Source organism: Nonomuraea sp. 3N208 (genome assembly GCF_052245935.1).
Classification (GTDB): Bacteria; Actinomycetota; Actinomycetes; order Streptosporangiales; family Streptosporangiaceae; genus Nonomuraea.
In genome coordinates this window covers 20,288-43,850 of record NZ_JBQQBR010000031.1, presented here as the reverse complement: position 1 = coordinate 43,850, position 23,563 = coordinate 20,288, and the positions used below count along the sequence as shown (strand labels likewise).

23 protein-coding genes and 4 pseudogenes are annotated in these 23,563 nt (G+C 70.8%); 19 read left to right on the top strand and 8 right to left on the bottom strand.

Translation table 11 applies throughout. The features are described from left to right. The first annotated feature begins 431 nt into the window (after positions 1–431). From ACTWPT_RS38755 to ACTWPT_RS38745, 3 genes are all read left to right on the top strand, one after another. Entirely contained in the window at positions 432–845 is a 414-nt protein-coding gene (locus ACTWPT_RS38755; RefSeq protein ID WP_443182483.1) for a DUF4279 domain-containing protein, read from the top strand. Positions 846–936: 91 nt separating this feature from the next. Next, positions 937–1,113 carry a hypothetical protein gene (locus ACTWPT_RS38750; protein WP_443182482.1) on the top strand — a complete coding sequence of 59 codons (177 nt, stop codon included), beginning with the start codon at positions 937–939 and terminating at the stop codon, positions 1,111–1,113. Continuing rightward, entirely contained in the window at positions 1,103–1,282 is a 180-nt protein-coding gene (locus tag ACTWPT_RS38745) for a hypothetical protein (protein WP_443182481.1), read from the top strand. Before ACTWPT_RS38750 ends, ACTWPT_RS38745 begins: the two co-directional genes overlap by 11 nt. On the opposite strand, the gene ACTWPT_RS38740 is transcribed toward ACTWPT_RS38745, so the two are convergent. Together ACTWPT_RS38740 and ACTWPT_RS38735 are read right to left on the bottom strand one after the other, a co-directional pair. After that, the gene (locus ACTWPT_RS38740) at positions 1,248–3,236 is read right to left on the bottom strand and encodes a sigma-70 family RNA polymerase sigma factor (RefSeq protein ID WP_443182480.1); all 1,989 of its coding nucleotides are present in this window, start codon (positions 3,234–3,236) and stop codon (positions 1,248–1,250) included. The genes ACTWPT_RS38745 and ACTWPT_RS38740 overlap by 35 nt on opposite strands. Before the next feature lie 79 nt (positions 3,237–3,315). After that, positions 3,316–3,645, bottom strand: coding sequence for a YciI family protein (locus ACTWPT_RS38735; RefSeq protein ID WP_443182479.1), 330 nt, complete (start codon positions 3,643–3,645; stop codon positions 3,316–3,318). A 146-nt stretch (positions 3,646–3,791) separates the two neighbouring features. On the opposite strand from ACTWPT_RS38735, the gene ACTWPT_RS38730 reads away from it, so the two are divergent. Then, positions 3,792–4,445, top strand: a complete 654-nt coding sequence (locus ACTWPT_RS38730) for a DUF998 domain-containing protein (protein ID WP_443182478.1) — start codon at positions 3,792–3,794, stop codon at positions 4,443–4,445. Positions 4,446–4,512: 67 nt separating this feature from the next. After that, positions 4,513–4,785 (top strand): annotated as a pseudogene (locus ACTWPT_RS38725) (DUF1801 domain-containing protein); the annotation flags it as partial. Positions 4,786–4,831: 46 nt separating this feature from the next. On the opposite strand, the gene ACTWPT_RS38720 reads toward ACTWPT_RS38725, so the two are convergent. After that, positions 4,832–5,158, bottom strand: a complete 327-nt coding sequence (locus tag ACTWPT_RS38720; RefSeq protein ID WP_443182606.1) for a hypothetical protein — start codon at positions 5,156–5,158, stop codon at positions 4,832–4,834. Positions 5,159–5,272: 114 nt separating this feature from the next. Here ACTWPT_RS38720 and ACTWPT_RS38715 point away from each other — a divergent pair, with 114 nt between their 5' ends. The 4 genes from ACTWPT_RS38715 to ACTWPT_RS38700 all read left to right on the top strand — a co-directional run bounded on the left by ACTWPT_RS38715 (position 5,273) and on the right by ACTWPT_RS38700 (position 9,637). Beyond that, positions 5,273–5,824, top strand: coding sequence for a TetR/AcrR family transcriptional regulator (locus ACTWPT_RS38715; protein ID WP_443182477.1), 552 nt, complete (start codon positions 5,273–5,275; stop codon positions 5,822–5,824). A 165-nt stretch (positions 5,825–5,989) separates the two neighbouring features. Beyond that, the gene (locus tag ACTWPT_RS38710) at positions 5,990–6,652 is read left to right on the top strand and encodes a hypothetical protein (protein ID WP_443182476.1); all 663 of its coding nucleotides are present in this window, start codon (positions 5,990–5,992) and stop codon (positions 6,650–6,652) included. Continuing rightward, complete coding sequence (locus tag ACTWPT_RS38705; RefSeq protein WP_443182475.1) at positions 6,631–6,885, top strand: hypothetical protein; 255 nt, start codon at positions 6,631–6,633, stop codon at positions 6,883–6,885. Before ACTWPT_RS38710 ends, ACTWPT_RS38705 begins: the two co-directional genes overlap by 22 nt. Positions 6,886–6,889: 4 nt before the next feature. After that, the gene (locus tag ACTWPT_RS38700; RefSeq protein ID WP_443182474.1) at positions 6,890–9,637 is read left to right on the top strand and encodes an AAA family ATPase; all 2,748 of its coding nucleotides are present in this window, start codon (positions 6,890–6,892) and stop codon (positions 9,635–9,637) included. A 135-nt stretch (positions 9,638–9,772) separates the two neighbouring features. Here ACTWPT_RS38700 and ACTWPT_RS38695 read toward each other — a convergent pair. From ACTWPT_RS38695 to ACTWPT_RS38685, 3 genes and pseudogenes are all read right to left on the bottom strand, one after another. Continuing rightward, a pseudogene (locus ACTWPT_RS38695) lies at positions 9,773–9,961 on the bottom strand (aldo/keto reductase); the annotation flags it as partial. A gap of 59 nt (positions 9,962–10,020) precedes the next feature. Then, positions 10,021–10,458: pseudogene (locus tag ACTWPT_RS38690) on the bottom strand (aldo/keto reductase); the annotation flags it as partial. Between the two features lie 81 nt (positions 10,459–10,539). After that, entirely contained in the window at positions 10,540–10,893 is a 354-nt protein-coding gene (locus tag ACTWPT_RS38685; RefSeq protein ID WP_443182605.1) for an AfsR/SARP family transcriptional regulator, read from the bottom strand. A gap of 403 nt (positions 10,894–11,296) precedes the next feature. Between ACTWPT_RS38685 and ACTWPT_RS38680 the strand changes: the two genes are divergently transcribed. From ACTWPT_RS38680 to ACTWPT_RS38645, 8 genes and pseudogenes are all read left to right on the top strand, one after another. Then, complete coding sequence (locus ACTWPT_RS38680) at positions 11,297–13,762, top strand: BTAD domain-containing putative transcriptional regulator (RefSeq protein WP_443182473.1); 2,466 nt, start codon at positions 11,297–11,299, stop codon at positions 13,760–13,762. 9 nt (positions 13,763–13,771) lie between these two features. Next, the gene (locus ACTWPT_RS38675; protein ID WP_443182472.1) at positions 13,772–14,485 is read left to right on the top strand and encodes a molybdopterin-dependent oxidoreductase; all 714 of its coding nucleotides are present in this window, start codon (positions 13,772–13,774) and stop codon (positions 14,483–14,485) included. After that, positions 14,451–15,086 carry a cytochrome b/b6 domain-containing protein gene (locus ACTWPT_RS38670; RefSeq protein ID WP_443182471.1) on the top strand — a complete coding sequence of 212 codons (636 nt, stop codon included), beginning with the start codon at positions 14,451–14,453 and terminating at the stop codon, positions 15,084–15,086. The genes ACTWPT_RS38675 and ACTWPT_RS38670 overlap by 35 nt, the downstream gene beginning before the upstream one ends. Positions 15,087–15,219: 133 nt before the next feature. After that, positions 15,220–15,372, top strand: a complete 153-nt coding sequence (locus ACTWPT_RS38665) for a CGNR zinc finger domain-containing protein (protein WP_443182604.1) — start codon at positions 15,220–15,222, stop codon at positions 15,370–15,372. 211 nt (positions 15,373–15,583) lie between these two features. After that, positions 15,584–16,622 (top strand): annotated as a pseudogene (locus tag ACTWPT_RS38660) (ATP-binding cassette domain-containing protein); the annotation flags it as partial. A 567-nt stretch (positions 16,623–17,189) separates the two neighbouring features. Further along, complete coding sequence (locus tag ACTWPT_RS38655) at positions 17,190–18,032, top strand: oxidoreductase (protein WP_443182470.1); 843 nt, start codon at positions 17,190–17,192, stop codon at positions 18,030–18,032. Between the two features lie 19 nt (positions 18,033–18,051). Next, a complete protein-coding gene (locus ACTWPT_RS38650; RefSeq protein WP_443182469.1) occupies positions 18,052–18,903 on the top strand; it encodes an SDR family NAD(P)-dependent oxidoreductase in 852 nt (283 codons plus the stop codon). A gap of 148 nt (positions 18,904–19,051) precedes the next feature. Beyond that, complete coding sequence (locus ACTWPT_RS38645) at positions 19,052–19,456, top strand: ATP-binding cassette domain-containing protein (protein WP_443182468.1); 405 nt, start codon at positions 19,052–19,054, stop codon at positions 19,454–19,456. A 7-nt stretch (positions 19,457–19,463) separates the two neighbouring features. On the opposite strand, the gene ACTWPT_RS38640 is transcribed toward ACTWPT_RS38645, so the two are convergent. Continuing rightward, complete coding sequence (locus ACTWPT_RS38640) at positions 19,464–20,168, bottom strand: alpha/beta hydrolase (protein WP_443182467.1); 705 nt, start codon at positions 20,166–20,168, stop codon at positions 19,464–19,466. A 216-nt stretch (positions 20,169–20,384) separates the two neighbouring features. After that, the gene (locus tag ACTWPT_RS38635; protein ID WP_443182466.1) at positions 20,385–21,296 is read right to left on the bottom strand and encodes an SDR family NAD(P)-dependent oxidoreductase; all 912 of its coding nucleotides are present in this window, start codon (positions 21,294–21,296) and stop codon (positions 20,385–20,387) included. 60 nt (positions 21,297–21,356) lie between these two features. Between ACTWPT_RS38635 and ACTWPT_RS38630 the strand changes: the two genes are divergently transcribed. Continuing rightward, complete coding sequence (locus ACTWPT_RS38630) at positions 21,357–22,355, top strand: cupin domain-containing protein (protein WP_443182465.1); 999 nt, start codon at positions 21,357–21,359, stop codon at positions 22,353–22,355. Between the two features lie 960 nt (positions 22,356–23,315). Continuing rightward, positions 23,316–23,483 (top strand): ATP-binding cassette domain-containing protein, encoded by a 168-nt coding sequence (locus ACTWPT_RS38625; RefSeq protein WP_443182603.1) that lies wholly within the window; start codon positions 23,316–23,318, stop codon positions 23,481–23,483. The last annotated feature ends 80 nt before the right edge of the window (positions 23,484–23,563 follow it).

Below are 23,563 nucleotides of genomic sequence, written 5' to 3'. Positions count from 1 at the left end.
GAGATGCGTGGAGGAGACCGGCTGAGCACCAAAGGCAGGGCGTGGCCGAGAGGATTCGAACCCCTGACCTTCTGTTTACAAGGTCTCCAAACGATCTTCACTGGCGTTCGCAGGTGTCCGCCACCTCGTCTGGCTGCATCCTTGTTGTTCGTCTCCGTCCGCCGCAGTTCATGGACGTCCGCTCGGGTGGCTCCCGAAGTGGCTCCCAAAAAGCTCGGTGGATCACCTGCTTGCAAATCGCTCTGATCTTCGAGCACACAATGGCTCTGACATGCGTCGAGGATGGTTCGAGAGTGACCGTGATCAACCGCCGCTGACCCTCCGTAATGGCACGCTAGTGGCACGACGATCAGGGTCTTGAGCAATGGAAGCCATTGCCCCTTCCAAGTGATGCAGGCGCCCGCCAACCCTTGAACCGCTACCGTTTCCACGTGATCGTCGAGCAGCAGGTCTACTTCATGATCCAGTCCGATGAACTGGATCCCGGGCAGATCAGCCAATACGTGGGCGTCGAGCCGACTCGGTCTGAGGCGAAGGAGTCACGACGCGGCAGGAAGAGTGGGCGCCTGCTACCGCCACGACACGAATGGCTGCTCGACTCCCGCCTTGCGGAGACCACCTCACTCAATGAGCAGGTGGAAGCTGTGATGAATCAGTTGGCCGGCGCCTGGGATCGAATCGGAGAGTTGACCGCTGGCGGCGCAGCGGCCACGTTGGTCATGCTTCGGTCGTTCGAACCGGGAGAGCACTCCAGCCCGCGAGGACTCCTTCTTGACGAAGAAGCCATCAGTTTTCTTCACAGAGCTGGAGCCGATCTATGGATCGACGAGTACGACTTGTCGTAGGGCTGGCGATGGAGACGCTCGCACGGTACCGGGCGGGGCCTCAGGGTGCACGAACTGAGCGCTGAACTCATCGCCGTCCACCGTGTATACGGTGATCAGCCACGTGGCCCGGCTGTCCTACCGCCGCCCCGCCGAACTCTTCGAGGCCACCACCGCGAAGCTGGCCGATGAGCGCAACGCTGTCGAGAAGGCCCATCAGGACCCCGAAGTCGTCGAGCGCGCCGCACGCCGGGCGCGCAAGGCGCGGGAGATCCTGAATGCCCGCTGACGGCTACGTCGTCGACGCGCTGGCCGCGTTCGACGACACCACCGACCTGGCATGGCAGACCACGCTCGACGAGCTCGCCGGTCAACTCACGGTGGTCGAGGCTTCCAACTCGATGATCAGCTTGGAGGGGTCGCTCAAGGGTTTCTGCCGGGCGTGTCCCGGGGTTTGAGGCGGCGGAGGGTGTAGCCGTTGCCTGCCGGGTCCAGGTGCCTGGTGGCCTGTTTGAAGAGGTATTCGGCTCGTTCGTAGGACAGGCGGCGGCGGCCGGTGTGCGGGCACAGGTCGGCGGGTGCCGGGGTGCGGGCCGGTGCAGGCCGCCGGTCGGAGAGGAACAGCGGCCCGCTGGTCCGGCCGGCGATCAGGTCGGGCAGCAGCCGGGCGGTTCGCGAGCGCCAGGTGACCCACGTGCGGCCGGCGCGGGCACGGCGGTCGCCCAGGTCGAGGTCCTCGACGTTCAGCGACAGCACGGTCGACACCGGCGCCGCCGACTCGTGCAGCAGGCTCCAGAGGGTGCGTTCCCGCAGCGACAGGTCGGAAAGGCCCCAGAGGGGGTCCAGGGGCGCCGGGCCGTCCGGTTTTGTCGTGGCGCGGGGCTCGGGGCGACGCTGCAGGCCCGCGGCCAGGCCGTCCAGGCCCGCCCAGGTGGCGAACGAGCGGATGGTGGAAAGGTGCCGGTTCCACGTCTTGACCGCCGTACGGCCCCAAGCGGTGGTGGCCACGCGGGTCACCTGGTCGGCGGTCACGGAGGTGAGCGGGGTCTGCTCGCCCAGGCCCAGGCACAGGCGCCGCAGCGTCTGGGCGTACGAGCGCAGTGTCTGGGGATCGAGGTCGGGGCGGCTCAAGAAGTCGCGGACGGTCTGACCCAGGGTGGCGCCGGCGGGCTCGTCGGCGGTGATCAGTTCGGCGCGGCGCAGGAGGAAGGCCCGTTCGGCGGTGTTGCCGGTGAGGGACGCGGCGCGCTGGAACTCCAGCCGTGCCTCGTGGTGGCGTCCCAGCCGCAGCAGCAGGTCGCCGCGGACGCTGGGGAGCAGGTGGTAGTGCTGCAACGCCGGGTCGGTGGTCAGGGCGTCGACCAGGTCGAGCCCGGCCTGCGGCCCCTGTGCCATGCCGACGGCCACGGCTTGGTTGAGTCGCACGACCGGGGTGGGCGTCAGCCGTACGAGGGCCTGATAGAGGGAGGCGATGCGGGGCCAGTCGGTGTCGGCGGCGGTGCGGGCCTGGGCGTGGCAGACCGCGATCGCGGCCTGGAGGACGTACGGGCCGGGTGCGCCGCCGGCCTGGCGGGCGCGCAGCATCGCGGCGAATCCGCGGCGGATGCGCAGTTGGTCCCAGCGTCCCCGGTTCTGCTCGTGCAGCGGAACCGGCTCGCCCGACGGGCCGGTACGCGCGGCCGCGCGGGAGGTTTGGATCTCCATCAGCGCGACGAGGCCGTGCACCTCGGCCTGGTCGGGCGTCAGGTCGGCCAGCATGGTGCCCAGCCGCAGCGCCTCCAGGCACAGCCCGGGGCGCATCAGGTCGTCTCCGGAGGCTGCCGCGTACCCTTCGTTGAAGATCAAATAGATGACCTCCAGCACCGATGACAGGCGCTCGGCCATGTGCGTCTCGTCCGGGAGCTCGAATCGTACGTGATGCTCGGCCAGCGTCTGTTTGGCCTCGGCGATGCGCCGTACGATCGCAGGTTCGGCGACCAGGTACGCCCGGGCGATCTCCGCCGCGCTGAGCCCGCCCAGCAGCTTGAGCGTGAGCGCGGCTCGGGCCGGGGCCGGCAGCACCGGGTGGCAGGACAGGAACATCAGCCGCAGCGTGTCGTCGCGTTCGGTCTGGTGCTCGTCGGCGTCCTCGGGGAGCCGGCGCAGTTCATGGGCGAGGTGCTCGTTGGCGCGTTCTTGCCGCTGGGCGCGCCTGATGTGGTCGACGGCGCGGCGCTTGGCGATGGTCATCAACCAGGCGCCGGGGTTGTCGGGGACGCCTTGGGCGGGCCATTGTTCCATCGCGGCGACCAGGGCGTCCTGGGCCAGTTCCTCGGCCAGGCCGACGTCGCGCACCAGCCGGGTCAGCCCGGCGATGATCTTGGCGGACTCCAGTTTCCAGACCGCGTCGATCGTGCGATGGGTGTCGGTCACGGCAACGATGACAGCACCGCCCCGGCCCGCGCGGCAAGCCGGCGGGGGCCCGGGGCGGGGCGTCGGCAGGGTCAGGGACTCAGGGGCCGAACACCTGGCGGATCTCGCTCACCCCGTCGCCGACGATCTTCCGGAAGCGGCGGGCCAGCTCGATCATCTCTTCCTTGGAGCGCACCTCCACCAGCGCGAACCCGACGATGGCCTCCTTGGCCTCGGTGAACGGGCCGTCCGTCACGGTGATCTCGTCTCCGGAGGAGGTCATGCGGATGCCGCCCGGCTCCAGCCCGCCGGTGGCCAGCAGGATGCCCTTGGCGGTCATCTCCTCGATGAACGCGCCCATCTCCGCGTACAGCTTCTCGTCCGGGGCGGGGGCGGTGTCGGTGGCCCTGGTCGTCATCAGGTAGCGCATCAGGTGGTCTCCCTTGATCTCGCGGCTTACGTCCGCCTAGACGTCGATCGCCAGTATGTGACAGGGAATGCTGGCGTTCCCTGTCACATCGGCCGATCGACGTGTGGGCGACAAGCGAAGAGCGCAAGCCGAGAAAGGCAACTGACATGATCGCCATCCAGGCCCCCGCCACGGTCTCGCCCACCACCCGTACCCTGCTCACGTGTGCGGCCGTCGCCGGGCCTCTGTGGTCGGTGGTGTCCCTGACCCAGGCCGCCACCCGCGAGGGCTTCGACCTGACCCGCCACCCGCTGAGCCTGCTGAGCACCGGCTCACTGGGCTGGCTGCAGATCGCCAACTTCGTCCTGGCGGGAGCCCTGAGCATCGCCGGTGCGACCGGACTGCGCCGGGCCCTGCGCGGTGCCCCCGGCGGCACGTGGGCGCCCCTCCTGCTCCGCGTCACCGGCATCGGCATGATCGCCGCCGGCGTGTTCGTCATGGACCCGGGCGACGGCTTCCCCGCCGGCACCCCGGCCGGGTTCGGGACGCTCAGCTGGCACGGCCTCGGCCACATGGCCGCGGGCTCGATCACCTTCATCGCGCTGATCGCCGCCTGCCACGTGCTCGGCCACCACTTCCACCGTGCCGGGCACCCGGGCCACGCCCTCGCCTCCCACCTCGCCGGCTCGGCGCTCCTCCTTGGTAACGCCTGGGCGATGAGCGGCGGCACGGCCGGCTCCCTGACCCTGGCCGTCGGCGCCATCACCGCGATGATCTGGGTCTCGTGGGTCGCGGCCCGCTACCGCCGCCGCACCGTCTGAGCCCACACCGACCCGCCGACCTTGACGAACCCGACCCCGCCCCGAACCGAGCGCGAAGGATCCCGCAATGCCCATGTTCACCACCGTCGAGGACTACATCGCCTCCCTGCCCGAACCCCAGCGTCAGGTGACCGACCGGCTGCTGCCCTTGATCGAGCAGGTGCTGCCGGGCGCCGGCGCCCTCTGGCACGGCCACCCGGTGTGGAGCCTCGGCGACAAACCCGGCAAGTCCCCGGTCTGCTTCGTCAAGGCCTACCCCGCCCACCTGACCTTCGGATTCTGGCGCGGCAGGCAGATCACTGACCCCTCCGACCGCCTCCAGCCCGGCGCCCGGGACATGGCCTCGATCAAGCTGGGAACCTCCGACGACATCGACGCTGACGTGTTCACCGGGTGGCTGGTCCCTCGCGCAGCCCGAAGACGACGTCGAAGAGTGCGCGGCGGCCCTCGTCGAGCCCGGTCGCGTGCGGCAGCAGCGAGTACAGCAACTGGTGCAGCCCCGCGAAGGGCAGCTCCGCCTCGGCCTCGACTCCGGCGGCGCGGATCACCCGGTGCTCGCCCGCGAGGCCGGCTACGTGGTCGAGCAGGGCGCTCTTGCCGACTCCTGTCTCACCCCTGAGGATGAGCGCCTGCCCTCCGGCAGCCGCCATGAACGCGGACAGCTCCTCCTGGACGCCATCCCGGCCCACCATCGTTGAGACGAGCGACTCCACGCTTCCCTCACTTCATCGTAACTGCCTCGCCGACGTAGCGCTTAAAACGCTAACATTCTCATTTGCGAGTAAAGAAGGTTATTCAAGTGCTACGTGGCGAGTATCTTCAGGTAGGTGAGAGCAGACGCCACCCGCAACCTGGAACGGGTCCTGAGCACCGGCGCCCGCATGCTCGCCGACGACCCCGCGGCGACCATTGCCGCCATCGCGGCCGAGGCCGGAGTGGACCGCCGCACGGTCTACCGCCGCTTCTCCTCCCGCGAGGAGCTCATGGCCGCCGTCTACGGCGCCCGCTACGACGCGGTCGAGGAGGCCGTGAAGGCCGCCCGGCTGCGCGAGGCCCCAGTCGCCGTCGCGCTGCACCGCTACGTCGAGGGCATCGTCGCCGTCAACCGCAAGTGGCCCGTGGAGACGAGCCGCATGCTTCGCGAGGAGACGATCCGCGAGCGCCGCCGCGCCCTGATCGACGAGGTGGACGTCTTCCTGCGGCGCGCCACCGACGAGGGCCTGCTGCGCTCCGACCTGCCGCCCGGCTGGGTGGCCACGGTGCTGGCGCCGCTGATGGAACACGCCGCCGAGAACCTGACCGAGCTGAGCGCCGCGCAGGCCGCCGACGTCGTGGTCGACACGCTCCTGCGCGGCGTCGGCACCCCGCAGGCACGCTGACCCCGGGACAGGGGGTCGTGGCGGGAGAGGTCATTACGCGACCCTAAGCACCGCCTGCGGACGGCACGTATACATGCCATGGCAGGCCGGCTCGCGGCGTATATATGCCGTCAACGCCCCGCATGCAGGCGGCCCTTATGGTCGTACGCCATGTCGAGTCACCCCATGACCCTTGAACAACCGCAGAATCCACCGCAGGCATCGGCGCTTCCCGACGAACCCGCCCTCCCTGAACAGAGGGCGGGCAGCGGCGTCATGGAACTGCTGGAACGCATCGGATCCGTCGCCGTGCCGATCGCGGTGGCGCTCTACGCGGTCCTGTACATAGGCATCGAGCAGATGTACGCCGTCTTCGGCGTCAACCCGCAGCAGGTCGGCGTCGACCAGGCGGTCCTGCTCGGCCGCATGACCAGTACCGTGGTCCTGCTCCTGCTGGTCGCGATCCCGCTGATCGGCGTCCTCGTCGGCGCCGGCTGGCTGATCGACAAGCTCACCGCCGGGGCGGCGGGCAAGCTCCTGCGGGTGGCCAGGGAGCGGCCCTGGATCGCCGCGACGCTGGCGGCACTGTGGTGCGGGGCGACGTACTGGGGCGTATTCCTGCTCTTCGGGGACCTGGACCTGTTCGTCATGGTCGTCATCGCGGTCGGCCTCGGCGTGCTGGCCTTCCTGATCCCGTTCAGGATCCTGCGCCGCAAGCCCGTCGGGCGCGCGGGGAACGAAGGTGATCGTCGGCGGCCTGACCGGGGTCGGCCTGGGCTTCCTGCTCATCCTGGGGCTCGTCGAGGGCGCGCTCGACGTCCAGAGCAGTGGACAGGCACGAACTGCTGAACGCGGTCGGCTTCCAGGACCAGTGGGCGGTGATCAAGAACGCCGAGGACGACAAACCGCTCTACGACGGCCGCTGGATGATGCTGCTGGGGGAGAGCGACGGCACCTACGTCCTGTACGACTGCGACAAGCTGGAGACACTCCGCCGGCCGATGGAGACCACCAACCTCGGCACGATCGAGCTCGACCCGGAGCGCGAGAAGGGCTTCACCTGCGGAGGTCTCGTAGAGTAGGCGCATGCCGCTTTTCGGACGGGAAGCCGAGCTGAAGGCCCTGGCCGAGCTCATCGACGAGCAGGAGAGCCGCAGCGGCGCCCTCCTCCGGGGAGAGCCCGGCATCGGGAAGTCCGCACTGGTGGCGGAGGCCGTCTCCGCCGCTTCCGCCGCGGGCCTGCGCGTGCTGACGGTGACCAGCACCGAGTCCGAGCACAACCTCGCCTACGCGGGGCTGCACCAACTGCTGTACCCGGTCAGAGCGGGCATGGCCGCCCTCCCCGCCGCCCAGCGCGACGCCCTCAGCGGTGCGCTGGGCCTGGCTGACGCGGCGGCCGGACCCAGCGCCCACCTCGTCGGGCTGGCCACGCTGACGCTGCTGGCGGAGGAGTCCGTCCGGCGGTCGCTGCTGGTCGTCGCCGAGGACGCGCACTGGCTCGACCGAGCCAGCGCCGACGTCCTCGCCTTCGTGGCCCGCCGCATCGAGTCCGAGCCCATCGTCATGATCGCGACCCTCCGGGAGGGCGAGCGCTCGCCCTTGGAGGACGCCGGTCTGTCCCCGATGCCCCTCGACCGGCTCCCCGACCAGGTCGCCGCCGAACTGCTGGACACGGCCGCCCCCGGCCTCGCCCCGGAGGTCCGGGCATGGCTGCTGGCCCAGGCCGCCGGAAACCCCCTGGCCCTGACCGAGCTACCGGCCGCCCTGGGAGAGCACGCGAGGCCCGGCCGGGCGCAGCCGCTGAGCGAGCATCCCGGCGGCCTTACGCTGTCGCTCACTGAGCGGCTCGAGCGAGCGTTCACCGCGCGGGTCGCCCCGCTGCCCGCGTCGGCCCGTACCGCGCTGCTGGTCGCGGCGCTGGCCCAGGGCGATTCGGCCGCTGAGGCGCTTGCCGCCACCGGGCTCATTCTCGGGACGGCGGCTGAGCCGGAGATCCTCGCGCCGGCCGTCGAGGCCCGGCTGATCGAGCAGGAAGCCGGCAGCGTGCGGTTCCGGCATCCGCTGATGCGCGCGGCCATCCCGGTGGCCGCGACGCCCGCCGAACGCCGCCGGGCCCACCTGGCGCTCGCTGAGACGCTGCGCGACCGGCCGGACCGGCAGGTCTGGCACCGGGCCGCCGCGGCGCCGGGGCCGGACGAGGAAGTGGCGGCCGAGCTGGACCGCGCCGCCGGCCGGGCCGGGCACAGGGGCGGGGTCGCCGCCGCGATCGCGGCGCTGGACCAGGCGGCCCGGCTGAGCGAGGAGCCGGACCGCAAGGCACTCAGGCTGCTGAGAGCGGCCGAGCTGGCGGTCGAGTCAGGCCGCCGCGACACGGCGGAGCGCATGGTGGCCGACGCGCGGGCGCTCGACCTGTCGCCGCGCAGGCGCGCCACCGCCGCCTGGCTGCTCAGCGAGTTCGAGGACGGGGTGCGCGAGCACGTCTCCCGCGTGCCCGAGCTGACCGGGCTGGCCGCGTCGGTGGCCGCCGACGGGCACCCCGAGCCTGCCGCCCGCATCCTGTGGGGCGCGGCCATGCGCTGCTTCTGGTCCGAGCCCGGCCAGGACGCCCGCCGCGAGCTGATGGACGTGGCCGACCGGCTGCCCCTCCCCGCAGGGGATCCGCGCATGGTCGCGGTCGCCGCGTACGTCGCGCCGTTCGAGCGGGGCGCCACCGCGCTCGACCGGCTCCGCGAGCTGGCCGGCGTGGCAGGCGAGGAGCCGGAGACCTACCGCTACCTGGGCAGCGCGGCGCTGCAGGTCGGGGCGTTCGACCTGGCCGCCCGCTTCTCCGAGACCGCGGCGCCGGGCCTGCGCGCCCAGGGGCGGCTCGGGCTGCTGCCCCGGGCGCTGGCCGTGCAGGCGTGGAGCCTGACCAGGCTCGGCGACCTGGCCACCGCCCTGCCGGCCGCCGCCGAGGCCGCCAAGCTCGCCCGGGAGACCGGCCAGCCCTTCATGTACGGGCTCGCGATCGCCGTCCAGGCCGAGATCGCCGCGCTGAAAGGCGACCACGGCCGGGCGGGAACGCTCGCCGACGAGGCGGAACGGGCCGCGCTCCCCGCCGGCGCCCGGCCCGTCCTGGCCACCGTCCAGCTCGCGCGCGGCCTCGCCGCCCTGAGCGAGGGCCGCTTCGACGACGCGTTCGCCGCGCTGAGCCGCATCCTCGACCCCGCCGACCCCGCCTACCAGCTCGCCCTGCGCGCCTACTGCCTCGCGGAGCTGACCGAGGCCGCCGTCCGAGCCGGGCGGGCCGACACGATGCGGGACATCCTGTACGACCTGGAGCCCGAGGCCGCATCGACGCCTTCGCCCGCGCTGCACATCGGGCTGCGCTACGCGCGCGCCGTGCTCGCCCCGAACGCGCAGGCGGAGGAGCTGTTCACGACCGCGCTGCGGGCAGACCTGACCGGCTGGCCCGCCGAACGCGGACGCCTGCACCTGGCGTTCGGCGAATGGCTGCGGCGGCAGCGACGGGCCGTGGAATGCCGGGCGCACCTGCGCACGGCCAGGGAGAGTTTCGACGCGCTCGGCCTGACCGCGTGGGGCGAGCGCGCCCGCGCGGAGCTGCGCGGCGCGGGGGAGTCGAGCCCCAACCGGGACCCCGACGCGCGCGACCAGCTAACCCCGCACGAGCTGAACATCGCGCGGCTGGCCGCCGACGGGCTGACGAACCGGGAGATCGGGCAGCGGCTGTACCTGTCCCACCGCACCGTCGGCACCCATCTGCACCGGATCTTCCCCAAGCTGGGCGTCAGCTCCCGCTCCGATCTGGCGCGGGTGCTCAAGCCCGCACGGTGACCCAGTTCCGCACGGCGGGGCGTACCCGGTCGGCTTGTCCCCGACCTTGACGCCTGGGCTGACCAGCCAGCTCTGGTAGTCCGGCGTGAACATCCGGTAGACCGACTCCGGCGGCACGGAACTCGCCTCGTCCAGGTGCGCGCGCAGCTCGGCCGGCAGCTCGAAGTCGAGGGCCGCGAGGTTGGCGTCGAGCTGGTCCGCGCCGCTCGCCCCGACGATCGCCGAGGCGATCCCCGGCTGGGTGGCGACCCAGTTGAGCGCCACCTGGGCCATCGTCCTGCCGACCTTGCCCGCGACCTTTCGAGCGCCGCCAGCAACCCCCATTCCCGCTCCGTCCACGAGCCTCCGCTGAGCCGGCCCTCACCGGCCGGGCCGCGATCGGTGTCGCGGTACTTCCCGGTGAGGAAGCCGCTCCCAAGCGGACTCCACGCGGTGATCCCGAGCCCGAGAGCCTGCCCCATGGGGACGTGCTCGCGCTCGATCGTCCGGTCCACGAGGGAGTAGGGCAGTTGCAGGCTGACCATCGGGACGAGGGAGTTCGCCTCGGCCAGGGTCTAGGCCCGGGCCGCGTACAAGCTCGGCACGTCCGACAGGCCCGCGTATCGGATCTTGCCCGCGCTGGTGAGGTCGTCGAAGGTGCGCAGGACCTCCTCGACGGGGCTGATCCGGTCCCAGGTCTGCAGCAGGAACAGGTCGATATGGTCGCTGCGCAGGCGGCGCAGCGACGCCTCGACCGCCCTGATCATGTGCTTGCGTCCGTTGCCTCCCGTGTTCGGGCCCCCGGGATCGACGCTGTTGGTGAACTTGGTGGTGAGCACCATCTGTCGCGTACCTTGGCCTCCGCGATGAGGTTGCCCAGGATGGTCTCGCTGGCAGCGGCGGAAGATGGGGCGGGCGACCGATCAGACCAGTGAGGCCGCCGTCCTGATCCGGGCGTGCATCCTGCGCAGGCCGGGCCCCGGCTCCAGGCCCAGGTCGTCGTCCAGCAGCCGGGCGACCCGGCGGTAGGCCGACAGGGCCTCCCCGCGCCGGCCGTCCCGGTCGAGTGCCCACATCAGCAGCTCCCACAACCGCTCGCGATAGGGCTCGGCCGACGTCGCGCGCCTCAGCCCGGCGATCGCCTCGCCGCAGTCGCCCCGCTCGATGTCGATCGCCCAGCGCTCCTCCATGGCCGAGGCGCGAAGCTGTTGGAGCCAGGCGCGGCGGCCCTCGAAGAAGGCCCCGCCGAGACCGCTGAGCGCCGGCCCGCGCCACAGCGCAAGCGCGCCTCACAGCCCCACAATGCGCCCACGATCTCATCGAGCATGATCTGGCGTCCCTCGCTCAGGAGCAGCAGGGCCAGCAGCCTGCGCTGCTGCGGGGAGCCGACCTCCAGCTCTTCCCCGCCGCTCCAGACCTTGATCGGTCCCAGTAACCCGAAGCTCACCCCGGCCATCGAGGTTCCCCCACCTCTCGCGTAGCGCGAACCGTCGTTGACAGACCTTACTGACGCCACGTCGGGCTTCAGGACGTGTCGGGCGGATGACGTACACACATGCCGTCATGTGACGCTCGCGACGGCGATCCGGGCGCGCCTACCTTCGGGGACGTATAACCGCGAGCCCTGCGTGACGGGGTCTCGCGCAGCCACGCAACCCGATCGTGATTGGACGGCCGAACGTGCTCCCGGCTCCGCGCAGGTTCACCGTTCTCGGCCCGCCCGCCCTCTACCGCGGTGACGAGCGGCTGGATCTCGGCGCGCCGCAGCAGCAGGCCGTGCTGATGGTGCTGCTGGCCAACGGCGGCAGCTTCGTACGGATCAGCGAGCTGATCGACGGCCTGTGGGGCGAGCAGGCGCCGGCCTCCGGCGAGGCCGTCATCAGGACCTACATCTCCCGCATCCGGCGGCTGCTGTCCGAGGACGGGCCCGGCCAGGCGATCAGCTCCCAGTCCGGGGGCTACATGCTGGATCCGTCGCTGTCCGCGCTGGACGCCGCCGAGTTCGCCGAGCTGGTGGAGACCGCCAGGAGGGAACGCGCGAGCGGGCACCTCGAGGCGGCGGCCAAGTGCTTGGAGGAGGCGCTGGGCCTCTGGACGGGCACGGCGCTGGCCGGTGTCCCCGGCGAGGCCGCCGAGCGCGAACGGTTCCGGCTGGAACGGCTGCGGCTGACCGCCACCCAGGAGCTGCTGCGGCTGCGCCTGGAGCTGGGGGAGCACGCCGTGGTGGTGGCCGAGGTGCCGCTGCTCATCGAGCAGAACCGGCTGGAAGAGCCGCTGTACGAGATCTACCTGCTCGCCCTGTACCGCAGCGGCAGGCGGGCGGACGCCCTCGAGGTCTACCGGATGGTGTACGACCTGCTGGGCAAGGAGCTGGGCGTGAGCCCCGGGCCGCGGCTGCGGGAGATCCACGACCAGATCCTGCGGGCCGACGCGGGCCACGACGACGGGTACGCCCCCGCCCCGCGGGCCGAGCCGGCCGCCGTACAGCCGAAGCGGGGAGCGGACCGGTTCGCCGGGAGGGGCGCGGAGCGCGCCGCCTTCCGCGACCTGCTGGCGAAGGGGGAAGGCCCGGGCCTGCTGTTCCTCCGGGGGCCGGCCGGCATCGGCAAGTCGGCCCTGCTGCACAAGCTCGCCGAGGACGCCGCCGCCGCAGGACGTCGCGTGTGGCACCTGCGCGGCTCGGCGCCGGCGGCGCAAATCCGTGACCACCCGCACGGCCCGGCGACCGCGCAGGCGCGCGAGTTCGTGGCGGACCTCTCCGGTGCCGTGCTGCTCGTCGACTCCTTCGACGAGGCCGACGAGGCGTGGCTGCGCGAGCCCTTGCCCGGCGACCCGATCGTCGTGGTGGCGGGCCGCACTGGGCCCAGCGCCGCCTGGCTCACCGACCCGGCCTGGTCCGGCAGGATCATGGTCCGGCGCCTCGAAGCTCTCACCGCCACGGAGTCCGCCGAGCTGATGGCGGCCCGCGGCACGGACCCCGCCCTCCGCAGGTCCATCGCGGACTTCGCGGCCTGCCACCCCTTCGCCCTGTCGCTCGCCGCCGAGGTCGGCAGGAGCATGTCGGCCACCGGGGAGCCGCCGCGCCGCGTCGCCGTGCGGTACGTGGTGGACAACGTGCTCGCCCGCCTGGCCGGCGACGTGCCGGCGCACTGGTGGGCGCTGCACGTGTGCGCGCACGCCCGCCACACCACCGAGGACCTTCTCGGGGCGGTGCTGCCGGACGCGGGCCGGACGGCGGCCGAGCTGTTCGCCTGGCTGCGGGCGCACCCGTACGTCGAGACCGCCTCGCCCGGACTGGAGATCAACGGCGTGCTGCGGGAGGCGCTCGACGACGACCCGCGGTGGCGCGATCCCGCCGGCTACGAGCGCATGCACCGGCGGATCCGCCACCACGTCATGGGCCGGCTGCTGTGCGAGGCTCGCGACCCCCACGCGCAGGTGGTCGTCATGCGGACGATCAGCCATCTGCGCCGGGGTGGCGGGGTCGTGCACCGGTACGTCTCGCGGGCCGGCGAGGAGGACATGCGCTGGTCCGGGACCTCCCACACCGACCACGACGAGCTGGTCACCATGGCGCGCGACACCCACGGCGAGCTGACGGCCGCGTCCGTCCGGTACTGGCTGGGCCGCCGCCCCGAAGCCTTCTCCCTGCTCCGGTGCCGGGGGAGCAACCGGCTGCGCGCGTACCTGAGCTGGCTGGTCCTGCGGGCGCCGGAGCGGGAGGACCTGGCGGCCGATCCCGTCGTGGCGGAGATCTGGCACGACATGAGCAAGCGTACGGCGATGCCGCCGGGGACGCGTATCGCGATCGCGCGGCACCTGGTCTGCCCGGCCTTCGAGGCCAAGCCGTCACCCGTCACGGACGTGTTCCAGGCGCGCATGATGCGCGCGTGGCTGCACGAGCCGGGGCTGGCGGCTTCGTACCTGGTCGTCACGAACGGGCAGGTGTGGCGGCCGTTGATGAGGTATCTCGGCCAGGACGAGCTGGAGAGCGTGCGCGCGGACCACCCGTTCGTGATCTTCGGCCACGACTGGCTGGCCGACCCGCCGGGGACCTGGCGGGACCACCACCTGGACGAGGAGCTGTGGGCGGAACGGCACCTGAGCCTGTTCCGCCGCCAGGACGCGTCCGAGGTGGACGACTGAGGGGGAATCTTGAGCAAGAACCGCAATCCTGGAACTCCGGCGGAGAGCGGCGCGCCCATCGCGCGCCGCACGATGTTCTCGATGCTGGGCGTGGGCGCCGCCGCCCTCGCCGCCGCGCCGCTCGTGCAGGGCGGCTGGGAGCGCTTCCTCAACGTCGCCTCCCAGAACGACCCCACGGGGCTCACTGGGCTGCTGCCCAACCCGGGCGGGTTCCGCTACTTCAGCGTGGCGGGCTCGGTGCCGGAGAAGACCGCGGCCGACTACCGGCTGGAGATCGGCGGGCTGGTCGAGCGGCCGGTGACGTACACGCTGGACGAGCTGCGCGCGCTGCCGCAGACGCGGGTCGTCGGCGAGGCGCGCTGCACCGACGGCTGGCGGGTGGAGAACGTGCCGTGGAAGGGGGTGCTGCTCTCCCACCTGCTCGACCTGGCGGGGGTACGCCCTGAGGGCAAGGCCATCCGCTTCACCTGCTTCGACGGCGTTTACACCGAGAGCCTCACCCTCGATCAGGCCCGCCGCGCCGACGTGCTGGTGGCGCTGGACATGCTGGACGCGCCGGTCACCCACGAGCGCGGCGGCCCCGTACGGCTCTACGTCGCGCCGATGTACTTCTACAAGTCCGCCAAGTGGCTGTCCGGCATCTCCGTCACCGACAAGGTCATTCCCGGGTACTGGGAGGAGTACGGCTATGACATCGACGGCTGGCTCGACAAGGAGGCCTGAGCGCACGCTGGCGCGCTTCGCCGTGGCCGAGCGCTGGGTCCACCGCGTCACCGCCGTGCTCATGCTGCTGTGCGTGGGGACGGCGGCCTGCCTGTACTTCGGGCCGCTGGCCCAGCTCGTCGGCCGCCGCCATCTGCTGGCCGTCGTGCACCAGTGGTCGGGGCTGCTGCTGCCCGTGCCCGTCCTGATCGGGCTCGCTTCGCGGGCCTTCCGCGCGGATCTGCGCAGGCTCAACCGGCTGGCGCCGTACGACAGGGAGTGGTTGCGCGCGGTACGCAAGGGGCTGCCGGGGCCGCGCCCGGCGGGGAAGTTCAACGCCGGGCAGAAGGTCTACGCCGGGTGGATCGCCGGGGCCGTGCCGGTGATGCTGTTCACCGGGTTGCTGATGTGGTTCGCGGGGTTCCTGCCGGGGATCTCCAGGACGAGCGCGATCTTCGTGCACGACGTGACGGCCCTGGCCGTCGCGGTCGTGGTGATCGGGCACGTGCGGCTGGCGTACCGGGATCCTGAGGCGCGGCGCGGGATGCGCACGGGCTCGGTGACGCGCGCCTGGGCCAGGAAGAACCATCCCCGGTGGGAGGAGGAGAGCGCCGATTTGTAGTCACCTGTCGGACTGGTGATGTGAAGCATGTCTTCTGTGCGGCAACCCCGCCCTCGACCTCGCCTGCACGCTCCGCGCGCGGCGTACCGACCGGTATGCCGTCGAGCTGCTCAGCGGGCCCGACGTGCCGCTGATGAAGGAGTGCGCCAACCCCGAGTGCACGAAGATCTTCATCGACCGGTCGCGGGGCGGGCGCAGGGAGTGGTGCGGCATGGAGTCGTGCGGCAACAAGATCAAGGCTGCTACCTACCGGGCACGCAAGAAGGAAGCGGCCCGCGCGAGCTGACCCCGGCGGCCGGTACGGTGATAGGTGCTCGTTTTCGGTAGGCAGGAGAATCCAGTGGCAGGTGACGACGACATCTCCCGGTGATACCGGAGGTGGATAGGCCCCGGCAGGCGTGTGTGACCGCCGCCGATGTGGCCTGGTTCGTCGTCCCCCTATCCCTTTTCGGGCGGCTTCGGCGCGCCCGCGTTCTCCTTTCGAGGTTTCCACTCGCATGTCCGATTCGTGCATCGTCTGTTCCCGTCTGTCCTTCTCCTGGCCCGACGACACCCCGGTCTTCGACGACCTGTCCTTCAGCGTGGGGAGCGGCCGTACCGGGCTCGTCGCCCCCAACGGAGCCGGCAAGAGCACGCTGCTCAAGCTCATCGCCGGCGAATACCGCCCGCGGAGCGGCAGCGTCACGGTCGAGGGCGTGCTCGGCTACCTGCCGCAGAGCCTGCCCCTGGCCGGCGACCTGACCGTGGCCGAGGTGCTCGGCATCGCCCCGGTGATCGCCGCGCTGGACGCCATCGAGTCCGGCGACGCCGGTGAGGAGCACTTCACCACCATCGGCAACGACTGGGACATCGAGGAGCGCACCCGTGCCCAGCTCGACCGGCTCGGGCTCGGCGGGCTCGCCTTCGACCGCGGGCTCGGCACGCTCAGCGGCGGCCAGGCCGTCTCGCTCGGCCTGGCCGCGCAGCTCCTCAAGCGGCCCGACGTGCTGCTGCTCGACGAGCCGACCAACAATCTCGACCTCGGCGCCCGCCGCAGGCTCTGTGAGGTGCTCGGCGACTGGAACGGCTGCCTGCTCGTGGTCAGCCACGACCGGGCCCTGCTCGACCGGCTCGGCCTCGGCGGTGTGCCCGACTCTCGCACCCTCGCGTCGCTGTCGGGAGGGCAGCGCGGGCGACTGGCCCTGGCGCTGCTCATCAGGCGGCCCGCGGCGCTGCTGCTCGACGAGCCCACCAACCACCTGGACGACGAGGCCGCGGTGTTCGTGGAGGAGCAGTCGCGCGGCATGACCGGCGTCGTGGTCGTGGCCAGCCACGACCGGGCGTTCCTCGACGAGGTCTGCACCGGCCTGATTGATCTCGACCCGGCGGTGGACGGGGCCCGTCCGGTATGGGGGCGGCTCTACCGCCTACCTGGCCGAGAAACGCGCGAAGCGCGAGCGCTGAGAGCGGCGGCACGTGGAGGAGCAGGAGGAACTGGGCGAGCTGCGCGCGACCGTGGCGGTGACGGTGCGGCGGGCCCGCTTCGGGCGGCCGCCTGAGCGGTTCAGGCTCGAAGAGACGGTCGAGAAGCGCGAAGCTGTCGCGCCGGACCCTGCGCAGCGGGCCTTCAACTCGGACGAATGGCTCGTACGGTACTGATGGTGACGCCCGGCGGCCTGCGCGAGGTGACGGGACGCTCAGCACCGCATTCGGCGCAATTGCTGCTGTGGAGTCGGATTGCTCGGACCCTTCGAGGTCCGGAACGGCGACGGGCCGGACGCCCGCTTGGTCGCCCCGCCGTGGCTGACCGTCATATGACGGATGTGGCTGCGGTCCCTCCCGGACGACAGTGATGGCACCAGATCACTCTCAAAAGAACTTGTCGTGGTCAGCATCGAGGGTGTGCGTAGTCGGCGGCTCACGTTGGGCGTCCTGTCGGCGGTCGCGATCGGTCTGCTCGCCACCGCCTCCGCCCCTCACGCCCGCCAAGCTGGCCAGCCGGCGATCGTGCTGGAGCACGGCACGCCGTACCGAAACCGGAGATTAATGTCACTTGTTCGAGCGTATCAACTCTATAAGTGCTACGTTAATGAGACAGTTAAGAGATGAGAAGGGACAAACTCCATGGCTAAGACCTGGCTCATCACCGGAGCGTCGCGCGGTTTCGGACGCAACCTCACCGAAGCCGTCCTTGAAGCGGGTGACCAGGCCGTCGCCACTGCCCGCAGCCCCAAGCAGCTCGACGACCTGGTGGCGCGCTACGGCTACCGGATCCGGGCGGTCGCGCTCGACGTCACCGACGCCGCCGCGGCCGTCCGGGCGGTCAAGGAGGCCACGGACGCCTTCGGCCGTCTTGACGTGGTCGTCAACAACGCCGGATACGGCAACAGCGCGCCGATCGAGGAGATGGCCGAAGACGACTTCCGCGCCCAGATCGAGACCAACCTCTTCGGCGTCGTGAACGTCACCCGGGCCGCCCTGCCCGTGCTGCGGGCCCAGCGGTCAGGGACCTTCGTGCAGTTCTCCTCCATCGGGGGGCGCGTCGGCGGCACGCCGGGGATGGGCGCCTACCAGACCGCGAAGTTCGCCGTGGAAGGCTTCTCCGAGGTGCTCGCCAATGAGACCGCGCCCTTCGGGGTCAAGGTGATCATCGTGGAGCCGGGCGCGTTCCGTACGGACTGGCAGGGCTCCTCCATGGAGATGCACGCCGTCGGCCCGGACTACGAGGAGACGGTCGGCGCCCTCCACCGCTACCGCCGCGACACCAACGGCACCCAGTCCGGCGACCCCGCCCGCGCCGTCAGGATCATCATCAACGTCGTTGGCGACGACAACCCGCCCCGACGACTCCTCCTCGGCAGCGACGCCGTCGCCGCCGCGCAGAAGGCCGCCGAGATCCGCGCCGCCGAGACCGAGAAGTGGGCCGACGTCAGCCGCTCGGCCGACTTCCCCGCTGACGAACACTGACTACCAGAAGGAGTTCCCGATGAGAACCTGGCTCATCACCGGCGCGTCAAGCGGCCTCGGACGCGCCCTGGCCGAATACGCCCTCGCCCAAGGCGATCGGGCCGTCGTCACCGCCTCCAGCACCAAGGCCACCACCGAACTGGCCTCTCGCCATCCCCGCACCGCCCTGGCCCTGCCCCTCGACGTGACCGACCCGCAGCATCGCGAGAACGGCGTCAAGCAGGCCGAGGAATACCTCGGCGGCATCGACATCCTGGTCAACAATGCCGGCGTCGACTTCATCGGCGCGCTGGAAGAGCAGGACGAGAACGACTACCGCAGGCTGTTCGAGGTCAACTTCTTCGGCGCCGTCGCCCTCACCCGGCTCGTCCTGCCCGGTATGCGCGCCCGGGGACACGGCACCATCGTTAACGTCTCCTCGATGGACGGCCTGGCCAGCCTTCCCGCCAACGGCTATTACTCGGCCAGCAAATTCGCGCTCGAAGGCTTCACCGAAGCTCTCTGGCAGGAAATCGAACCCCTCGGCCTGAACGCGATGATCGTCCAGCCCGGCTCCTTCCGTACCGGCATCGAACATCGCACCAAAGCTTCCGGCACCCCCATCGACGACTACCACGCGACAGCTGGAGCATTCCGTAACATGATGGGCACCCTCACGCCCGAGATGTTCCCCGGCGACCCCGCCCGAGCGGCGAAGGTGATGTACGAGGCGGCCACCTCTGAGCGACCTCGCCACTGGATCGTGCTCGGCAGCGACGCCCACCGCAGGATCGACGCCAAACTCGGCCAACTCCGGGCGGAATTCGACGCGGGCAAGCAGGTCGCATTTAGCACAGACTTCCCCGGGAGCGCCGGGAATGCGGTCCTGTGACCGCGGGCACGCGGGCAGCATGATCGGCACGCGATTGCCGCGGCACGGCGTCCGAAGCGCGGCTGCCCGCGCACCGGGTGGCCCGCGCGGGTATCGCCAGGACGTTCCAGAATTTGCAGGTCTTCGGCTCGCTCAGCGTGCTGGACACGTGGTCGTGCCGCTCCTGGCCGGACGGCGGTCGTCGTGGCTTGGCCTGCCCGCCGTACTGCGGGACAGGGCGCTGGGCCTGCTGGCCGAGGTGGGGCTGGCCGGCAGGGAGAACCAGCCGGCGGGGGAACTGCCGTATGGGCTGCAGCGCCGCTTGGAGATCGCTCGTGCGCTGGCGGTCGAGCCCAGTGTGCTGCTGCTGGACGAGCCGCTGGCCGGGCTGGCCCGGCCGCCGATCCGGCGGCCCGCGCCGCTTACCTGGGGGAGCCCGCCGATGCCGACGACTAGCCTGCTTGGGACCGAGGGCGCGGCCCCTGACCTGCTGGAGATCGAGGACGTGGCCGCCGGGTACGGCCGGATCGAGGTCCTGCACGGGGTATTCGCGCCCTGGTGCTGCGTTGGATGACCCTGATCTACCAGCGGGCCGACTGTACGATCTCGTCGATGAGAGTGGCCAGCCGTCGTGGCTGGGACAGGAACGGCGAATGCCCGCCAGGGAGCCGGCGGGTTTCGGTCGCTTGGGCTGCTATCTGCTCCTGCAGTGCGAGTGGGATGGCCTGGTCCTGCTCCGTGATGATGTAAGTGGACGGGATGCTGCGCCAGGCGGCTACGTCGACCTTCTCCGCGAATGATCGGATGGTCTGGTTGACCAGCTTGCTCACCGCCTGTTCAGCCTCTTCGTCGGGCAGATCGCCGTAGAGGGAGACACGTGGTTCGTTGCTGAGCGGGAACAGGCCGCTTGTGTCTTCGGGATCGGGGAGGCTGTGGATGGCGTACATCGACTGTCCTTTGTCCGGCATGTAGGCGGCGAGGTAGATCAGCCGATCAACATTGCTCGCTTCGGCGGCGGCCTCGGTGATCGGGATGCCTCCGTAGGAGTGCCCGAGGAGCACGACCGGTCCTGCGATCGACGCCAGTTCCGCAGCCAGTACGGCGGCATCGTCATGCATGCCTGCGGTGGGATGTTCGCCGGCGCTTGGGAGCGCCGGCGTGCGCGTGGCATAGCCGAGAGCGTGCAACTCGTCCTCAAGCCGGGCCCAGCTGCTTGGCTGGTGCCAGGCGCCGTGCACAAGCATCACAGTAGTCATGAATGGTGCTCCAAGATTCTCGTACGACATGTTGGGACATGGTGACGCTCCTGTGCATGTCGGCCTGTCGCCGGGGCGCCCGACGGCCGTCGGCGAACTCGTGATCGGTGCGGCGTCGGACTCGGCCTTAGGGGTTTCTCTCGGCAGCGGCCCGGCCATGCTGATGACGGCCGTCTTGGGGGGTGCGTGCCGAGGTGGAGGCGATCGGCGAGCGCGGCTGGGACGTGCCGGTGACGACGCCTCGGTTTAGTGGTCCGTTGTCGCTGTGAGCGCGTAGGCCCAGAGACGGTCCGCGGCGGCCGGGTCCACCGACCAGGCGGCGACGCCTGCGGTCGCGTCCGGACCGCCCCGCACCACCTCGGCCTCCTGGTTCTCGGAGGAGAAGAACCGGCCCGTCACACCGTCCAGCAGCGGCGACCCGGCGAGCAGCACCGAGGTGGCAGCGCCCTGCTCCGGGGTCTTGTAATAGTCGGGGGTCACCAGGTTCCCCTCGTCGTCCATCGCGCCCGCTGCTCGCATGGTGTCCTCGTCGAGGTGCCGCTGCAGGTTGGTGTGGATGTATCCGGGCTCGAGCGCGTTCGCGGTGATTCCGTCGGCGGCCCAACGCCGGGCGGCGCCGACCGCGAGCAGCACGTCGGCTGTCTTCGACTGCGCGTACGCGACCCACGGGTCGTACGGGCGGCGCTCGAAATGCGGATCGTCGAAGTCGAACGGGGCCAGTCGCTGAGCGCCCGAACTCACCATGACAACCCGCGCGTCGCCTGCCTGCCGCAGGTTCTCCCGCAGGCCGGTGATCAGTGCGAAGTGCCCGAGAAAGTTCGTCGCCAGCTGCAGCTCCCAGCCGTTGGCGGCGACCTGGCGGGCAGGCAGAGCCATGATCCCGGCGTTCGCCACGATCACGTGCACCGGCCCGCTCCAATCGTCCACGAACGCGCGCACCGAGCCGAGATCGCTCAGGTCCAAGGCTCGCTGGCCGCCGGTGGGGTTGCGGGTCGCGACGGTGACCTCGGCCCCCGCACCCTGCAGCGCCCGTACGGTCTCCAGGCCGATCCCGGAGGCTCCGCCGGTGACGATGATCCGCCGCCCGCTGAGGTCGACACCGGTGAGGATCTCGTAGGCGGTGGTCTTGGCGTTGAACGGGGTGGACTTACGTGTCATGACAGTAACGGTAAGGAGCGGCGTTTGGACTTGGAATGGTTCAGGATCCAACATAGTTGAGTGAGCGTCCAAGCAACTGATCCCCTCGAAGACGTCCTCGCCCTCGTCGGCACGACCAGCCGCCTGTCCGTCAGGCTGGTGGCCGGCGGTGAGTGGGCGCTGTCGTACGAGCCGCCGTCGGCGGTCAAGTTCGTCGCGGTGCGCCGCGGCGGCTGCCTGCTCAGCGTCGACGGCGTACTGGAGCCGATCGAGCTGGCCGAGGGCGACTGCTTCCTGCTCACCCGGCCACGCGCCTTCACCATGGCCAGCGGTTCAGGGCTGCGGCCGGTCCCGGCCGGCCCGGTTTTCGCGTCGGCCACCGACGGCGTTGCCCGGGTGGGGACCGGAGAGGATGCGGTCTTCATCGGCGGCCGGTTCGACTTCGGCGAGCGGGCGCGCGAACTGCTGCTCGACGTGCTGCCGCCAGTGATCCATGTGCCCGGCCGCACCACCGAGGCCGCGACCGTACGCTGGGCGCTTGAGCAGATCGACGCAGAGCTGCGCGACCAGTCGCTGGCCTCGACACTGGTCACTGAGCACCTCGCCCTGGTCATGCTGATTCACCTGCTGCGCCTGCACCTGGCCGTCGCCGGGGCAAGTGCGGTGTCCGGCTGGATGGCCGGGCTCACCGACCCGATCGTGGCCCCGGCGCTCCAGGCCATGCACGCCCGTCCGGCCCACACCTGGACGGTGGCGGAACTGGCCGAGACCGCGGCGGTGTCCAGGTCGACACTCGCGGCCCGCTTCAAGCAGACCGTCGGGCAGAGCCCGCTGGACTACCTGACCGGCTGGCGGATCGAACTGGCCACCGACCGCCTGCGCCGCGGCGACGACACGGTGGCGACGATCGCCCGCAAGGTCGGCTACAGCTCGGAGAGCGCACTGAGCAACGCGTTCAAGCGGGTCACCGGCGCGTCCCCGCGCGAGTACCGCCGCCGGATCAGAACGCCGCGTGGTGGTCAGAGCGTGCACAGAGCTGGTCCGGCCTTGGCGCGCAAGGGTCCCATCGCGGAGTCTTGACTCGGAGGCGGAGCGACCCCTCCCGCACCTCCAACATTCGGATCTCCGCATCGGGGCCGACGAGTCGCTTCGCGACGTCTGTGACGCTGAGGAGTTCGGCGAGGGACTGGATGGCGTTCCCCGACGAACCAGGAGACTCCCGGAAGTTGTGAAGACGTACGCGCCTCTGCTTTTCAGGACTGCGGCCGATTGCAGTACGGCGAATCGGTCACGGACCCGGTCCACAACCTTTGCCGGATTTGACTGGTCACCAGGTAAGCCAAGGCCAGGGAACTGCTCAACAACCCCAGGCCGTCCACCTCGCCGAGGGGCGGCAACCACGCGGGAGTTGCATACAAGTTGATGTCGCAGCGAGATCCTCATATACGGGCCAGAGCCGCGATCTCCGTACGACCGGTGGCGCTGCCCGTCCGGCCGTCACCGGCGTTGGCCAGGGCATCGCCAACGGACCCGGCGCGGCGGCCGCGACCGTGGACGTCATATGACGGCCGCGGCCGCCCGCCTGCAGACTCACCGTTCTCGGCCCGCTCGGCCCCGATTGCGCCGGCGCGCGGATGGATCTCGGTACGCCGCAACAGCAGGCCGTCCTGATGATGTTCTCGCCAGTAGCAGCAGCTTCGTGCGGATCAGTGAGCCGGTCGACGGTCTCTGGACGGGTACGGCGCTGGCGGGGCCCCGGGCGAGGCTGCCGAACGCGAGCGGTTCCGGCTGGAACGGCTGAAGCTGATCGCCAACGCCTGGATCTCCTCTTCATCCGTGGATCCGCAGGTGTCGGCAAGTCGACGCTGTCACACAAGCTCACGGGAGACGCCTCTGCCGCGCAACGGCGGGTATGGCACCTCCACGGGCCGGCTGGCCGAACCGCGCTGTTACGGCGGTCCGAACATGCGTGCGGCGACCGCGTTCGAGGGAGGCGTTGCGGGCCGTGCCGGTGCCGCACCACGATGAGGCCCGGCAACCATACGCTCGCTGGGGCGGCTACGGCTCCAAGACGGTTACCAGGCTGATGTCAGCGACCGCGGCAGCCGCTTCTCGGCCGGTGAACAGCAGTTGATCGCCCTGGCTCGCGTGCTTCTCGTGAACCCGCCCGTCATCGTGCCGGACGAGGCCACCTCTGGTCCTGGATGACGGCCGCGTCATTGAGGACTGCACCCCCGCCGAACTCATCAGCGGCCCGGGGCCGGTGCGTCATCGCGCTGACATCGCGT

Excerpts from the sequence above, each read along its gene's own strand:
- ACTWPT_RS38745 (WP_443182481.1), top strand. The coding sequence starts at position 1,103 with ATGCCCGCTGACGGCTACGTCGTCGACGCGCTGGCCGCGTTCGACGAC.
- ACTWPT_RS38735 (WP_443182479.1), bottom strand. The coding sequence starts at position 3,645 with ATGCGCTACCTGATGACGACCAGGGCCACCGACACCGCCCCCGCCCCG.
- ACTWPT_RS38730 (WP_443182478.1), top strand. The coding sequence starts at position 3,792 with ATGATCGCCATCCAGGCCCCCGCCACGGTCTCGCCCACCACCCGTACC.
- ACTWPT_RS38710 (WP_443182476.1), top strand. The coding sequence starts at position 5,990 with ATGACCCTTGAACAACCGCAGAATCCACCGCAGGCATCGGCGCTTCCC.
- ACTWPT_RS38700 (WP_443182474.1), top strand. The coding sequence starts at position 6,890 with ATGCCGCTTTTCGGACGGGAAGCCGAGCTGAAGGCCCTGGCCGAGCTC.
- ACTWPT_RS38670 (WP_443182471.1), top strand. The coding sequence starts at position 14,451 with ATGACATCGACGGCTGGCTCGACAAGGAGGCCTGAGCGCACGCTGGCG.
- ACTWPT_RS38665 (WP_443182604.1), top strand. The coding sequence starts at position 15,220 with ATGAAGGAGTGCGCCAACCCCGAGTGCACGAAGATCTTCATCGACCGG.
- ACTWPT_RS38655 (WP_443182470.1), top strand. The coding sequence starts at position 17,190 with ATGGCTAAGACCTGGCTCATCACCGGAGCGTCGCGCGGTTTCGGACGC.
- ACTWPT_RS38650 (WP_443182469.1), top strand. The coding sequence starts at position 18,052 with ATGAGAACCTGGCTCATCACCGGCGCGTCAAGCGGCCTCGGACGCGCC.
- ACTWPT_RS38640 (WP_443182467.1), bottom strand. The coding sequence starts at position 20,168 with ATGTCGTACGAGAATCTTGGAGCACCATTCATGACTACTGTGATGCTT.
- ACTWPT_RS38635 (WP_443182466.1), bottom strand. The coding sequence starts at position 21,296 with ATGACACGTAAGTCCACCCCGTTCAACGCCAAGACCACCGCCTACGAG.